The sequence below is a fragment of the Streptomyces sp. RKAG290 genome, from assembly GCF_023701695.1.
In the GTDB taxonomy this organism is placed as follows: domain Bacteria; phylum Actinomycetota; class Actinomycetes; order Streptomycetales; family Streptomycetaceae; genus Streptomyces.
Window position 1 is genome coordinate 5509782 of sequence record NZ_JAJOZC010000001.1, and the last position, 14964, is coordinate 5524745.

Genomic DNA, 14964 nt, shown 5'->3' on the forward strand with positions numbered 1-14964 from the left:
CCTCAGGCCGCCTCGGGGAGCTCCGAGGCGCTTGGGTATCCGGGGCGTACGCCCAGGTCCGCGAGGATCGCCCCGACGGCGCGACGGGCCGAGGACAGCGCCCCCTGGACCGTGCTCGTGTCGCGGTGGTCGCCGCACACGTACAGCCCTGCGAGCAGCCGGACCGGGCGTTGCGGGTCGTGCGGAGCCGCCATCGCGGGCACCGCCTCCGGGTCGTGGTGGACGGCCAGCAGCTCCCAGTCGTCGGTGGGCGTGCCGTGGAGCGCGGCGAGATGGGCGCGGACCGTGCGGTCCAGCTCGGGTGGCGGGGTGCCCAGCACCGTCGAGCTGATCAGGGTCCGGCCGTGCGGGGCGCGCACCGGGTCCACCTCGCTCATCACCGCGGTGTGCGCGACCGGGCCCGAGCGGTCGGCGTCCAGCAGCAGTGACGTGCCGGCCGACGGGGGAGCGGGGGCGCTGTGATGGAGCACCGTCACCGGGTGGAAGGCCGGTACCCGCAGGCCGGGCAGCAGTTCGGCGGCCGCTCCCGCGCCGGTCGCCAACAGCAGTGAGCGGCAGCCCAGTTCGCCGTGCTCCTTGGTGCGGACCGAGGTGATGTCGGCGGCCGTGACGTGCACACCCGTCCGTACGGTGCCGGGCGGCAGCGCCGCCGCCAGCAGCTCGGGCAGCGTGCCCGAGCCTCCTGAAGGTACGCAGAGCCTGCCGCTCGCATAGCTGCGCAGGGCGAGATCGGCGCACCGGCTGGACGTGGTCAGCTCGGGGTCGCTGAGCAGCGCGGTGAGCAGGGGCGGACGAAGCCGTCGAGCGTGCGGGGGGACAGGCCGCGGCCGGACAGGGCCTCGCGCGCGGTCCGTTCGGGGCGGGCCAGGACCCGGGCCCGGGGGGTGGCGGCGAGGCGGGCCAGTGCGGCGCCGAGCCTGGCCTCGTCGATCGCCCCGCCCATGGCACCGGTGATGGCTCCGCCACGGGCTCCGCCCAGCTGGGCCCGAGGGGCGCTTGCGAGGGCGCGTGCTGCCTTGAACGCGCCCCGCGCATTACGCGCGCCCCGGCCGCTCCCCACCTCCCCGGTCCGGTACCGGCGGCCTTCGCTGTGGACGAGCACGCCGGGCGCGAAGTTCCGCAGGACGAGCCCGTCGAGCCCCGGCGCGGTGTGGAGCTCGGGGTACGAGGTGTTGAGGAGCGGGCCGACCCGGTCGAGCCGGAACCCGTCCACCTCGTCGGTCATCATCCGGCCGCCGACCCGCGGGCCGGCTTCCAGGACGCTGACGCTCACTCCCGCGCTGGTCAGTTGGTGGGCCGCTGACAGACCTGCGATCCCGGCCCCGATGATGACGACGTCCGCGTGGTGTGCCGTGCTGAGCACGTGCCCTCCCCGAGTCGGCGCAATAGGTGGGGGCTCTTGCCCTCAACAGGCCACCGGAATGCGCGAGTTCGCCACGAGGCTAGGAGTGTGGCCGAGTATCGGCGCAGTCGCGCGTACGGGGGCACCGGTGCACGGGGTCGCACGTCCGTCCGAATTAACCGAACGGCGGGGCTCCTGGGGCGGGAGCGGCCCCGGGTCAATGGCTCGGCGCAGGCCGGTTCAGCGCAGTGCCGCGCGGATGGCGGCGTCGATCCCGGGGAAGGCGAACGCGAACCCGGAGTCCAGCAGCTGTGCCGGCAGCACCCGCTGACTGCCCAGCACATCCTCGGCGAACTCCCCCAGGGCGAGCCGCAGCGCCGGTGCGGGCGCGGTGACCAGGGTCGGCCGGCGCAGCACCCGGCCCATCGCCGCCGTCACCTGGCCGTTGGTGACGGGGGCGGGGCCGGTCAGATTCACCGGCCCGGACAGTTCCGGGGTGTCGAGGATGTGTCGCATGGCCGCGATGTGGTCGTGCAGCGCGATGAAGCTCCAGTACTGCCGCCCGCTGCCCATCCGCCCGCCGAGCCCCGCCCGGAAGAGCGGGAAGAGCCGGCCCCAGGCCCCGCCCTCCCGGGCCACGACCAGTCCGGTGCGGGCGTGCACGGTGCGGACCCCGGCCTCCTGCGCCGCGGCCGTGGCCGCTTCCCACTCCACGCAGACCGAGGGCAGGAACCCGTCGCCGGGCGGCGCGCTCTCGTCGACCGCCCGGTCCCCGGTGTCGCCGTAGAAGCCGATCGCGGAGCCGGACAGCAGTACCTTCGGCGGTACGTCGAGCGAGGCGACGGCCTCCGCGATCGCGGCCGTGCCCAGCACCCGGCTGTCCCGGATCTCCCGCTTGTACTCCTCGGTCCAGCGGTGGTCGCCCACCCCGGCCCCGGCGAGGTGGACGACGGCGTCGCAGCCCACCAGCCCGGCCACGTCGACGTATCCGCGCTTCGGGTCCCACTCCACCTCGTCGCCGGACCGGGCCGGGTGCCGGACGAGGCGGACCACCTCGTGTCCGTCGGCCCGCAGCGAGCCCAGCAGGGCCGCTCCGATGAGTCCGGTCGATCCGGTGACGGCGATACGGGAGCGAAGCATGGTGCCCATCCTGCCGCACAGCCGGCCCGGGTGCCCGGACCGGCTCACTCGGGCGGCAGGCGCAGGACGTGGCCGAAGTGCGGTGGGGGCGGCTGTGGGCCGTGGCCGGGGCGTGGCACAGTGGCGCGCATGCCCGCGATATCCATGCCCCCGGTCCGTCCCGCGGGCTTCCCCGACGAGGCCGCTCTCGGCGAACTCGACCGTGCCGGCTGGTCGACCCTGCATGCGGTGCAGCCACGGCCGCTGCCGCCGTACGCGCCGTTCTTCGACGACCGCCATCGGCCGGAGGACTTCCTGGTGGCCGAGGCGCCGGACGCGGCGGGCGCGGTGCGGATCGCCGGATACACCAGGCTGGTGCCGCCGTCGCCATTGGCCTGCAACGCGCACGTCCGGCAGATACAGGGCCTCGCCGTGGCCGACTGGGCGCGCGGCCGCGGACTCGCCAGGGCCCTGCTGAGGGCGGCTTTCGCGGCGGCACGGCAGGACGGCGCGAACCGGATGACCCTGCGGGTGCTCGGGCACAACGCCCCCGCACGGGCCCTGTACGAGTCGGAGGGGTTCGTCGTCGAGGGCGTGCTGCCCGGCGAGTTCTTCCTGAACGGGCGCTATGCCGACGACGTCCTGATGGGCCGCCGGCTCGCCCCCTGACCACCCCTGCATCCGGGCCTGCGCGGCCGGCCAGGACGGCGTCCGGTCGATGACGCCCGCGCCGGCCGGGGTGCGGGTGGCCTCACTCGGCGCCGAACCGCTGCCACAGGGCGGGCAGCCGGGCCGCCAGGGCCGCGTCGTCCTCGAAGCTGAAGGGCGATCCCTCCGGCTCGGCGGGCTGGGGCGGCAACCCGAGATCCGGCGCGACCACCCCGGTGAGCTGCTCGTACGCCTCGTCGGCGGAGTAGCCCAGCTCCTCGGCGTCCCCGTCCAGTTCCTCGTCGAAGTCGTCAAGGAGCTCGGCGAGGCTGTCCGGATCGTGCACGGCGCCCTCGAAGACCTCCCGCCCCTGGCCGATCAGCCAGCAGCGGAAGTAGTCGAAGGCATCGTCGCTCGCCCCGCCGAGGAGAACGGCGGCGGCGCCCCACAGGTCCCAGCTGTACGCACGGTTGTAGCGGGCCTCGAAGTGCCGGGCGAAGTCCAGCACGGAGTCGGGATCGAGCTGCACCAGCCGTTCGACGAGCAGGTCGGCGTGGTCCTCGGGGTCGCCGTCGGCGGCCTCGCGGGTGCTGTCGATGATCTCCCAGAATTCCGTCTCGTCCATCACGGGTCCAGCATCTGCCTTGACGGCAGGCGACGCACGCGGAGACACGGAATTGAAGCCTTAGAGGGGACGCCCGTAGAGCTCGTGCAGACGTTCGGCCGTGGCGGCGAAGCGGGTCCGCAGGGCGGGCGGCTCCAGGACCTCCAACTCCGGCCCCAGGGTGAGCAGCTGGCCGTAGGCGACGTCCAGGGATTCGACCGCCAGGGTGACCGTGACCCATCCGTCGGCCCCGGGCGGGCCGGCCGCGTCCAGGGCGTCCCGGGCGGCGACGCGGTCCACGGTGTGCGGGAGCCGGTGCACCGCCGTGGCGGAGAGCCGCAGTGTGACCTCGGCACGCAGGATCGACCGGGCTAACTGCGCCGCGCGTGCGTCCCAGAAGCCCGGCAGATCGAAGCTCTCGTCCCGCACGAACCGGGTGTCCGACACGCTGACGGCCGTGAACCGGTCGATCCGGTAAACCCGGAAGTCGTCCGCCGCGCGGGCGCAGAGGTACCAGACCCCGGCCTTCAGGACGAGCCCGTACGGTGCCAGCTCCCGCTCCGACTCGGCGTCCTGCCCTGCCCGCCGGTACCTGGCCAGCACCGTCCGGTCGTCCCACACCGCCTCGGCGACGGCGGGCAGCAGTCCGGGGGTGGCCGGCTCCTGGTACCAGCCGGGTGCGTCCAGGTGGAAACGCTGGGAGGCGCTGGCGGAGGCGTCCCGGAGAGAGGGGAGGAGGGCCGCCGACACCTTCAGCCGGGCGGCGGACGCGGCGTCCTCCAGGCCCATCTCGCGCAGGGCGGAGGGCAGACCGGAGAGGAAGAGGGCCTCGGCCTCGTCACGGGCCAGGCCGGTGAGCCGGGTGCGGTACCCGCCGACGAGCCGGTAGCCGCCCGCCCGCCCCGCTCGCGTAGACCGGTACGCCGGCCTCGGAGAGCGCCTGGGCGTCCCGGGTGACGGTCCGCTCCGAGACCTCCAGCTCCTGGGCGAGCTCGGCGGCGGTCATGGTGGGCGGGACTGCAGGAGCAGCACCATTCTGATCAGCCGGGCAGCGCGCATGCGGCCATTGTGGCCGCGGGTGGGGTGCGTGTCCCTCGGGCCCGGGAGCGGTGGCCTCAAACGCTGGCCGGGCTGGGTACGGCCTCAAGCGCCGGCCGGGCTTGAAGGTGGCCTCAAACGCCGGCCGGGCTTGAAAGGTGGCCTCAAGCGCCGGCCGGGCTGGGTTTGGCCGGCGATTGAGGCCGGATGGTGCTGTCAGAGCCCGTAGCGCTCGCGGGCTTCCTTGACCGCCGACGCGGGTACCTCGCCGCGTCGGGCCAGCTGGGCCAGGGCCGCGACCGTGACCGACTGGGCGTCGACGCCGAAGTGGCGGCGGGCCGCCTCGCGGGTGTCCGAGATGCCGAAGCCGTCCGTACCGAGCGAGGACCAGTCCTGCGGCACCCACTGGCTTATCTGGTCCGGCACCGCGCGCATCCAGTCGCTGACCGCGAGGACCGGACCCGGTGCGCCCTCGAGCGCCTGGGTCACGTACGGCACCCGCTGCTCACCGCGCAGCAGCGCCTCGTCGCACTCCAGCGCCTCCCGGCGCAGCTCGCCCCACGAGGTGGCGGACCAGACGTCGGCCGTGACACCCCAGTCCGCGGCCAGCAGTTCCTGGGCCTCCAGGGCCCAGTGGATCGCCGTACCGGACGCCATCAGCTGCAGGCGCGGCGCGTCCGCCTGCGCGGGCGTGCCCTCCTTGAAGCGGTAGAGGCCCTTGAGGATGCCCTCCTCGATGCCCTCCGGCATCGCGGGCTGCGGCTTCGGCTCGTTGTAGACCGTCAGGTAGTAGAAGACGTCCTCGGCGTCGGGGCCGTACATCCGGCGCAGACCGTCCTGGACGATCACCGCGATCTCGTACGCGAACGCCGGGTCGTAGTTGAGCGACGCCGGGTTCGTGGACGCGATCAGGTGCGAGTGGCCGTCCGCGTGCTGGAGGCCCTCGCCCGTCAGGGTCGTACGGCCCGCCGTGGCGCCGATCACGAAGCCGCGGCCCATCTGGTCGCCGAGCTGCCAGAACTGGTCGCCCGTGCGCTGCCAGCCGAACATCGAGTAGAAGATGTAGAACGGGATCATCGGCTCGCCGTGCGTCGCGTACGACGTGGACGCGGCGATGAAGTCGGCCATCGCGCCGGCCTCGGTGATGCCCTCGTTGAGGACCTGACCGTCCTTGGCTTCCTTGTAGTACATCAGCTGGTCGCGGTCGACCGGGTCGTACGTCTGGCCCAGCGGCGAGTAGATGCCGGCCGACGGGAACAGCGCCTCCATACCGAAGGTGCGGGCCTCGTCCGGGACGATCGGGACCCAGCGCTTGCCGGTCTCCTTGTCCCGCATCAGGTCCTTGGCCAGGCGGACGAACGCCATCGTGGTGGCCAGCTCCTGCTTGCCGGAGCCCTTCTTCAGCGCGGCGAACGCGCGCTCCTCGGGCGCGGGCAGCGCGACGGCGTGCACCCGGCGGGCCGGGGCGGGGCCGCCGAGCGCGGCACGGCGCTCCTGGAGGTAGCGGACCTCGGCGGAGTCGGCGCCCGGGTGACCGTAGGGCACCAGGCCCTCGTCCAGTTTCGAGTCCGGGATCGGCAGGTCCAGCAGGTCGCGCATGGCGCGGAACTGCTTGCCGTCCAGCTTCTTCATCTGGTGGTTGGCGTTGCGCGACTCGAAGCCGGCGCCGAGCGTGTAGCCCTTCACCGTCTGCGCGAGGATCACGGTCGGCGCGCCCTTGTGCTCGACCGCCGCCTTGTACGCCGCGTACACCTTGCGGGCCTCGTGGCCACCGCGCGAGGTGTGGAAGCACTCGGCGATCTTCGCGTCGGTGAGCAGCTTCGCCAGCTCGACGAGCGCGGGCTCGGCGCCGAAGAAGTGCTCACGGATGTAGGCGACGTCGCGGGTGGCGTACGTCTGGAACTGCGCGTCCGGGACCTCCCGGAGCCGGCGCACCAGCGCACCCGTGGTGTCGAGCTGGAAGAGCTCGTCCCAGGCGTTGCCCCAGAGCGTCTTGACGACGTTCCAGCCGGCGCCCCGGAACGCGCCCTCGAGCTCCTGGACCACGCGGAAGTTGGCGCGGACCGGACCGTCGAGGCGCTGCAGGTTGCAGTTGATGACGAAGGTCAGGTTGTCGAGCTGCTCACGCGCCGCGAGGGCGAGGGCCGCGGTCGACTCGGGCTCGTCCATCTCGCCGTCGCCCAGGAAGGCCCAGACGTGCGAGTTCGACGTGTCCTTGATGTTGCGGTTGGTCAGGTAACGGTTGAAGCGCGCCTGGTAGACGGCCGAGAGCGGGCCGAGGCCCATCGACACGGTGGGGAACTCCCACAGCCAGGGCAGCCGCCGCGGGTGCGGGTAGGACGGCAGGCCCTCGCCGCCCGCCTCCTGGCGGAAGTTGTCGAGCTGCTGCTCGCTGATCCGGCCGTCCAGGAAGGCGCGGGCGTAGATGCCGGGGGAGGCGTGGCCCTGGATGTACAGCTGGTCGCCGGAGCCGTCCCCCTCCTTGCCGCGGAAGAAGTGGTTGAAGCCGGTCTCGTACAGCCAGGCCGCCGAGGCGAACGTGGCGATGTGGCCGCCGACGCCGAAGCGGGAGCCACGGGTGACCATCGCGGCCGCGTTCCAGCGGTTCCAGGCGGTGATCTTGGATTCCATCTCCAGGTCACCGTCGAAGTCGGGCTCCGCGGCGGTGGGGATGGAGTTGACGTAATCGGTCTCCAGCAGCTTGGGCAGCGCGAGACCGGTGCCCTCGGCGTGCTGGAGCGAGCGGCGCATCAGATACGCGGCGCGGTGCGGGCCTGCGGCCTTGGTGACGGCATCCAGGGAGGCCGCCCATTCGGCGGTCTCCTCGGGGTCGCGGTCCGGGAGCTGGTCGAGCTCGCTCGGAAGCTTTCCAACGGGGTCGGTCATAATCGCCGCCTTCCGGTGAGGAGGGGGGTGGAGAAGTCCCTGACTGGCAGGACAGGGCGATGGGGCCGGTGGGCCCGCGGAGTGAACTGTAAGTCGCCGATCGATGATCGATCAAAGGGTGAAGGGCAAAACTTCTCGATATGAAGAAAAGTGGCATGCGGTGCCGCGAAACGGGGCACGGAGTGACGGGATTAATCAGATAAAAGGGGCGCTCGCCTGCACAGGCGAGCGCCCCTCACGACAGATGCGTACCTGCCCGGTACCGGGGTCAGGCGCGCGGCGCGCAGCCGAGCACATGGGCCTTGACCAGCACACCGATGTCCGGGTCCTTGCGCAGGAACGCCTCGATCAGCGCCTCGTGCTCCTCGGCGTACGACTTCTGCACCGTGCCCAGCCAGCGGATCGAGAGGGCCGTGAACACCTCGATGCCCAGCCCCTCCCAGGTGTGCAGCAGCACGGCGTTGCCCGCCGCCCGGACCATCTCGCGGTGGAAACCGACCGTGTGGCGCACCTGCGCCTCGCCGTCGGCCAGCCGGTCCGCCTCGTACAGCGCCGTCACGTGGGGCGCGAGCAGCGAGCAGTCCTCGCCGAGGCCGGGGGCCGCCAGTTCGGCCGCGATCTGCTCCAGACCGGCCCGGACCGGGTAGCTCTCCTCCAGGTCGGCCGCGGTGAGATTGCGGACCCGTACGCCCTTGTTGGGCGCCGACTCGATCAGCCGGAGCGTCTCCAGCTCCCGCAGTGCCTCGCGCACGGGCGTCTGGCTGACCTCCAGCTCGGTGGCGATGCGGCGCTCCACGATCCGCTCACCCGGCTTCCAGCGCCCGCTGACGATCCCGTCTACGATGTGCTCGCGGATCTGTTCGCGCAGCGAGTGGACGACGGGCGGGGTCATGTGGGGCTCCTTCGGGGCAAACCGGTGCTGCCTGCACCCACCCCCGCTGCCGGGGGCGACCGGTGGTGTCTAGACAATACGGCGGCGCCCCCGTCCAGGGAGTGTTCCGGACGGGGGCGCCGCTGGTGAGGCTGGTTACAACTGTGGTGCTCAGAGGCCGAGCTCGACCTCGAACTCACCGGCCTCCAGGATCGCCTTGACCGCGGTCAGGTAGCGGGCGGCGTCCGCGCCGTCCACCAGACGGTGGTCGTAGGAGAGCGCGAGGTACGTCATGTCACGGACACCGATGACGGTGCCCTCCTCGGTCTCGATGACCGCCGGGCGCTTCACGGTGGCGCCGATGCCCAGGATGGCTGCCTGGTTCGGCGGCACGATGACGGTGTCGAACAGCGCACCGCGCGAGCCGGTGTTGCTGATGGTGAAGGTGGCACCGGACATGTCGTCCGGCGTCAGGCCGCCACTGCGGGCCTTGCCGGCCAGCTCGGCGGTCTTCTTCGAGATGCCGGCGATGTTGAGGTCGCCCGCGCCCTTGATGACCGGGGTCATCAGACCCTTCTCGGCGTCCACGGCGATGCCGATGTTCTCCGAGTCGAAGTACGTGATCGTGCCTTCGTCCTCGTTGATCCGGGCGTTGACGACCGGGTGGGCCTTCAGCGCCTGGGCGGCGGCCTTGACGTAGAACGGCATCGGGGAGAGCTTGACGCCCTCACGGGCCGCGAAGCCGTCCTTCGCCTTGTTGCGCAGCTTCATCAGCTTGGTGACGTCGACCTCGACGACCGAGGTCAGCTGGGCCTGCGAGTGCAGCGCCTTCATCATGTTGTCGCCGATGACCTTGCGCATGCGGGTCATCTTGACCGTCTGACCGCGCAGCGGGGAGGCCTCCAGCTTCGGCGCCTTGGAGGCGGCGGCCGGAGCGGCGGCGGGTGCCGGGGCGGCAGCGGCGGCCTTGGCGGCCTCCGCGGCAGCGGCGACGTCCTGCTTGCGGATGCGGCCACCGACGCCGGTGCCCTTGACCGAGCCCAGGTCGACACCGTTCTCGGCGGCGAGCTTGCGGACCAGCGGCGTGACGTACGCGCCGTCGTCACCGGAGGTCGCGGCCGGGGCGGCCGGAGCCTGAGCCGGAGCCTTGGCCGGAGCGGCAGGAGCCGGAGCCGGAGCGGCGGCAGCGGGCGCCGGAGCGGCCGGTGCGGGCGCCGGAGCGGCGGGGGCGGCCGGAGCCGGCGCGGGTGCGGCCGGTGCGGGCGCCGGGGCGGCGGGAGCAGCCGGAGCCGGGGCCGGAGCGGCCGGGGCAGCGGCGGCCGGAGCCGGGGCAGCGGCAGCCGGAGCGGCGGCCGGGGCGGCACCGGGAGCACCGATGACGGCGAGCTTGGCGCCGACCTCGGCGGTCTCGTCCTCGGCGACGACGATCTCCAGCAGCACACCGGAAACCGGGGCCGGGATCTCGGTGTCGACCTTGTCCGTGGAGACCTCCAGGAGGGGCTCGTCCTCCGTGACCTCCTCGCCGACCTCCTTCAGCCAACGGGTGACGGTGCCCTCGGTGACGCTCTCGCCGAGCGCGGGGAGGGTGACGTCGGTGCCGGAGGCACCACCGGCCGGGGCGGCGGCCGGAGCTTCGGCCGGGGCCTCGGCGGCGGGGGCCGGAGCCTCGGCGGGGGCCTCGGCAGCCGGCGCCGGGGCCGGTGCGGCCTCGGGCTCGGCCGCGGGGGCCTCGGCGGCAGCGGGCGAGCCCGTGCCGTCGTCGATGACGGCCAGCTCGGCGCCGACCTCGACGGTCTCGTCCTCGGCGACCTTGATGGAGGCCAGGATGCCCGCGGCGGGCGCCGGGATCTCGGTGTCGACCTTGTCGGTCGATACCTCGAGCAACGGCTCGTCGGCCTCGACGCGCTCGCCCTCGGCCTTCAGCCAACGGGTGACAGTGCCCTCGGTGACGCTCTCGCCGAGCGCCGGAAGGGTTACGGAAACCGACATGGTTTCAGTTGCTCCTTACGAAAGTGCGGAAGTAGGTCGGTCGTCGTGCCCGTACGACTGATCAGTCGTGGGAGTGCAGAGGCTTGCCGGCCAGGGCCAGGTGCGCCTCGCCCATCGCCTCGTTCTGCGTCGGGTGGGCGTGGATGAGCTGCGCGACCTCGGCCGGCAGCGCCTCCCAGTTGTAGATCAGCTGGGCTTCGCCGACCTGCTCGCCCATACGGTCACCGACCATGTGGACGCCTACCACGGCACCGTCCTTGACCTGGACGAGCTTGATCTCGCCCGCGGTCTTGAGGATCTTGCTCTTGCCGTTGCCCGCGAGGTTGTACTTGAGGGCGACGACCTTGTCCGCGCCGTAGAGCTCCTTGGCCTTGGCCTCGGTGATGCCGACGGATGCGACCTCGGGGTGGCAGTACGTCACCTTCGGGACACCGTCGTAGTCGATCGGAACGGTCTTCATGCCGGCCAGCCGCTCGGCGACCAGGATGCCCTCGGCGAAGCCGACGTGCGCCAGCTGGAGCGTCGGGACCAGGTCGCCCACGGCCGAGACGGTCGGGACGTTCGTCTGCATGTACTCGTCGACGAGGACGTAGCCGCGGTCCATCGCGACACCGGCCTCCTCGTAACCGAGCCCCTGCGAGACGGGGCCGCGGCCGATGGCGACGAGCAGCAGCTCGGCGTCGAAGGTCTTGCCGTCGGCGAGGGTCACGCGGACGCCGTCCTGGGTGTACTCGACACCCTGGAAGAACGTGCCGAGGTTGAACTTGATGCCGCGCTTGCGGAACGCGCGCTCAAGCAGCTTCGAGCTGTTCTCGTCCTCGACCGGGACCAGGTGCTTCAGGCCCTCGACGATGGTGACGTCGGTGCCGAAGGACTTCCACGCCGAGGCGAACTCGACGCCGATGACGCCGCCGCCCAGCACGATCGCGGACTTCGGGACCCGGTCCAGCTTCAGCGCGTGGTCCGAGGAGATGACGCGGTTGCCGTCGATCTCCAGGCCCGGGAGCGACTTCGGCACGGAGCCGGTCGCCAGGAGCACGTGGCGGCCCTGGATGCGCTGGCCGTTCACGTCCACCGAGGTGGGGGAGGAGAGACGTCCCTCACCCTCGATGTAGTGCACCTTGCGGGAGGCGATGAGACCCTGCAGACCCTTGTACAGGCCCGAGATCACGTCGTCCTTGTACTTGTGGACGGCCTCCATGTCGATGCCCTCGAAGGTGGCCTTGACACCGAACTGGTCGGCCTCGCGCGCCTGGTCCGCGATCTCACCGGCGTGCAGCAGGGCCTTCGTGGGGATACAGCCGTTGTGCAGGCAGGTGCCGCCGACCTTGCCCTTCTCGATCAGAGCGACGTCCAGGCCCAGCTGCGCTCCGCGCAGGGCCGCGGCATAACCGCCGCTACCACCGCCGAGGATCACTAGGTCGAAAACGGTGCTGGCGTCGTTCGCCACGTCACGTCCTCCATGCATGTGCGCCGTACGCCGGGCCCCGTCGCTGGGGTGTGACCGCCGGTCGGCTGGTGTTCGGCCGCTTTATGTCTTTCGGCCCTGTGGTGGGGGCCCTGTCCTGCCGAGAACCCATCTTCGCACTTGTTGACGGTGGGCGGGACGCGGGGCCCGGGTCTGGGACGGACGAGCGTCCGTCCCAGGGGGTTACCGCTGCGTAGGGAAGCGCTGATTTCGTCGAGAGCGAAACCTGCGCGGACCCGACCGCGGTGCCGTGGTTGCAACACGGACGGCCCCGGACGTATGCCCGGGGCCGTCCGTCGCTGCGGCCTCAGAGGCTGTCGGGTGAGGTCACCCGGCAGCGTCTCAGCCGAGGTCCCCGGCCGCGGTGCGCTCCGCCAGCTTCACCAGGGTGCGGACCGCGGATCCGGTGCCGCCCTTCGGCGTGTAGCCGTACGGGGCGCCCTCGTGGTAGGCCGGGCCCGCGATGTCCAGGTGCGCCCAGGCGATGCCCTCGCCCACGAACTCCTGCAGGAACAGGCCGGCCACCAGGCCGCCGCCCATCCGCTCGCCCATGTTGGCGATGTCGGCGGTCGGGGAGTCCATGCCCTTGCGCAGGTCGGCCGGGAGCGGCATCGGCCAGGAGGCCTCGCCGACCTCTTCGGCGATCTCGTGGATCGAGGTGCGGAAGGCGTCGTCGTTGGCCATGATGCCGAAGGTGCGGTTGCCCAGGGCGAGCACCATCGCGCCGGTCAGGGTCGCCACGTCGACGATCGCGTCCGGGTTCTCCTCGGAGGCGCGGGTCAGCGCGTCGGCGAGGACGAGCCTGCCCTCGGCGTCCGTGTTGAGGACCTCGACGGTCTTGCCGCTGTACATGTTCAGCACGTCACCGGGGCGGGTGGCGTTGCCCGACGGCATGTTCTCCGCCAGGGCCAGCCAGCCGGTGACGTTGACCTGCAGGCCCAGACGGGCGGCCGCGACGACGGTCGCGAACACGGCGGCGGCGCCGCTCATGTCGCACTTCATCGTCTCGTTGTGGCCGGCCGGCTTCAGCGAGATGCCGCCCGAGTCGTAGGTGATGCCCTTGCCCACAAGGGCCAGGGTCTTCTCCGCCTTCGGGTGGGTGTAGGCGAGCTTCACCAGGCGCGGGCCGTGGGTCGAGCCCTGGCCGACGCCGAGCAGGCCGCCGTAACCGCCCTTGACGAGCGCCTTCTCGTCGAGCACCTGCACCTTGATGCCGTGCTCCTTGCCGGCGGCGGTGGCCACGGCGGCGAAGGACTCGGGGTAGAGGTCGTTCGGCGGGGTGTTGATCAGGTCGCGGGCCCGGTTGATCTCCTCCACGACGGCGACAGCGCGCTCCGCGGCGGCCTTGAACGCCTTGTCGCGGGGCTTGGCGCCCAGCAGGGCGACCTCGGCGAGCGGCTGCTTGGCGCCGGACGCGGCGCCCTTCGGGGCCAGCTTGTTCTCGCCGCGCTGGTAGGCGGTGAAGGCGTACGCGCCGAGCAGCGCGCCCTCCGCGATGGCCTCGGCGTCCTCGACGGAGCCGATCGGCAGCGCGAAGCCGGCCTTCTTCGAGCCGGTGAGCGCGCGGGCGGCCGCGCCCGCGGCCCGGCGCAGCGCCTCGGCGTCGTACGCGTCGTCCTTCTGCGGGACCGGGCCGAGCCCGGCCACGATGACGACCGGGACCTTCAGGCCGTCGGGCGCGGGGAGCTTGGTCAGTTCGCCCTCGGCACCGGAGGCGCCCAGGGTCTCCAGGACGGTGGCGAGTTTTCCGCCGAACGCCTTGTCCACGGCCTCGGTGCCCGGTGCGAGGACCAAGTTCCCAGACTTGGATCCGGTGCCCTTGGCGACACCGACGACGAGTGCGTCGGCGCGCAGCGTCGCCGCACCGGCAGTGCTGAGAGTGAGAGCAGTCACGGTGGTGAAATCTCGCTTCCGTTGAGTTCTGTGTCGGTCGAGGGGTGGGCCGACCGTGCCCGGCGCATCGTAGACGCCGCCGCAATGTGCCGGGAATGAGCCTACGCGCGCCTTTGCTGCCCGATCACGGCGGCGGGCCGTCAGCGCCTCCCGGCAGCCGTACGGTTGTGACCCCGGGTGGATCTTCCCGGGAGAACGGGCCACGGCCGCAACGACGTTGGCGGCCGGGCTGTGAACAGGGGGAACGATGCGCGACCGGGTGGCAGCACGTGGGACCGGACGGCCGTCCGCCTTGCCCGTCACCGTGCTGATCCTGCTGGCCCTGCTGGCCCTGCTGGCCGGATGCGCCCCGGCGCCGGAGGCCGCCCCGTCCGCCGGGCCCGCCGTGCGGCGCTGGCAGCCGGAGCCGGGCACCGACTGGCAGTGGCAGCTCTCCGGCCGGCTGGACGGCTCGGTGGACGCTCCGGTGTACGACATCGACGGCTTCGAGCACGACGCGGCCCAGGTGGCCGGCCTGCACCGCAAGGGGCGCAAGGTCATCTGCTACCTCTCCACCGGCGCCTGGGAGAAGTTCCGCCCCGACGCGGCACGGTTCCCCACCGCGGTCCTCGGCCGGAGCAACGGCTGGGCGGGGGAGCGCTGGCTCGACATCCGGCGCACCGAAGTCCTGGAGCCGTTGATGGAGACCCGGATCGCGATGTGCGCGAAGAAGGGCTTCGACGCGGTGGAGCCCGACAACATGGACGGCTACCGCAACCGGACCGGTTTCCCGCTGACCGCCGCCCACCAGCTGCGCTACAACCGGCTCATCGCCGACGTCGCCCACCGCCACGGGCTCGCCGTCGGCCTCAAGAACGACCTCCCGCAGATCCCGCAGCTGGTGGGGGACTTCGACTTCGCGGTGAACGAACAGTGCGCGCAGTACGAGGAGTGCGAGGACCTCAGCCCGTTCGTGAAGGCGGGCAAGGCCGTGTTCCACGTGGAGTACGAGCTGCCCGTGGCGCGGTTCTGCGCACAGTCCCGGCGGCTGGGGCTCAGCTCGCTGCTCAAGCGGTACGAACTCGGCGTCTGGCGCCGTACGTGTCCGGCGGCCGGGGCCTGACCGG

At 72.1% G+C, this 14964-nt stretch carries 9 protein-coding genes and 2 pseudogenes; 2 read left to right on the forward strand and 9 right to left on the reverse strand.

Translation table 11 applies throughout. From position 1 onward, the window contains the following. Positions 1 to 2 precede the first annotated feature (2 nt). Both LNW71_RS24285 and LNW71_RS24290 read right to left on the reverse strand, forming a co-directional pair. Positions 3 to 1363, reverse strand: a pseudogene (locus LNW71_RS24285) (NAD(P)/FAD-dependent oxidoreductase). Between the two features lie 219 nt (positions 1364 to 1582). Next, positions 1583 to 2482 (reverse strand): TIGR01777 family oxidoreductase, encoded by a 900-nt coding sequence (locus LNW71_RS24290; RefSeq protein WP_250970171.1) that lies wholly within the window; start codon positions 2480 to 2482, stop codon positions 1583 to 1585. 129 nt (positions 2483 to 2611) lie between these two features. On the opposite strand from LNW71_RS24290, the gene LNW71_RS24295 reads away from it, so the two are divergent. After that, positions 2612 to 3130, forward strand: a complete 519-nt coding sequence (locus LNW71_RS24295) for a GNAT family N-acetyltransferase (RefSeq protein ID WP_250970172.1) — start codon at positions 2612 to 2614, stop codon at positions 3128 to 3130. A gap of 82 nt (positions 3131 to 3212) precedes the next feature. Here LNW71_RS24295 and LNW71_RS24300 read toward each other — a convergent pair whose 3' ends face one another. The 7 genes and pseudogenes from LNW71_RS24300 to LNW71_RS24330 all read right to left on the reverse strand — a co-directional run bounded on the left by LNW71_RS24300 (position 3213) and on the right by LNW71_RS24330 (position 13858). Then, complete coding sequence (locus tag LNW71_RS24300; RefSeq protein WP_250970173.1) at positions 3213 to 3734, reverse strand: DUF4240 domain-containing protein; 522 nt, start codon at positions 3732 to 3734, stop codon at positions 3213 to 3215. A gap of 60 nt (positions 3735 to 3794) precedes the next feature. Next, positions 3795 to 4772 (reverse strand): annotated as a pseudogene (locus tag LNW71_RS24305) (helix-turn-helix transcriptional regulator). A gap of 195 nt (positions 4773 to 4967) precedes the next feature. Then, positions 4968 to 7637, reverse strand: a complete 2670-nt coding sequence (aceE, locus tag LNW71_RS24310) for a pyruvate dehydrogenase (acetyl-transferring), homodimeric type (RefSeq protein WP_250970174.1) — start codon at positions 7635 to 7637, stop codon at positions 4968 to 4970. Between the two features lie 268 nt (positions 7638 to 7905). Beyond that, positions 7906 to 8529 carry a GntR family transcriptional regulator gene (locus tag LNW71_RS24315; protein ID WP_148017657.1) on the reverse strand — a complete coding sequence of 208 codons (624 nt, stop codon included), beginning with the start codon at positions 8527 to 8529 and terminating at the stop codon, positions 7906 to 7908. A gap of 150 nt (positions 8530 to 8679) precedes the next feature. After that, a complete protein-coding gene (gene sucB, locus LNW71_RS24320; protein WP_250970175.1) occupies positions 8680 to 10497 on the reverse strand; it encodes a 2-oxoglutarate dehydrogenase, E2 component, dihydrolipoamide succinyltransferase in 1818 nt (605 codons plus the stop codon). Positions 10498 to 10558: 61 nt separating this feature from the next. Beyond that, complete coding sequence (lpdA, locus tag LNW71_RS24325; RefSeq protein ID WP_250970176.1) at positions 10559 to 11947, reverse strand: dihydrolipoyl dehydrogenase; 1389 nt, start codon at positions 11945 to 11947, stop codon at positions 10559 to 10561. Positions 11948 to 12307: 360 nt separating this feature from the next. Next, complete coding sequence (locus LNW71_RS24330) at positions 12308 to 13858, reverse strand: leucyl aminopeptidase (RefSeq protein ID WP_250970177.1); 1551 nt, start codon at positions 13856 to 13858, stop codon at positions 12308 to 12310. 247 nt (positions 13859 to 14105) lie between these two features. On the opposite strand from LNW71_RS24330, the gene LNW71_RS24335 reads away from it, so the two are divergent. Next, positions 14106 to 14960, forward strand: coding sequence for an endo alpha-1,4 polygalactosaminidase (locus tag LNW71_RS24335; RefSeq protein ID WP_250970178.1), 855 nt, complete (start codon positions 14106 to 14108; stop codon positions 14958 to 14960). The last annotated feature ends 4 nt before the right edge of the window (positions 14961 to 14964 follow it).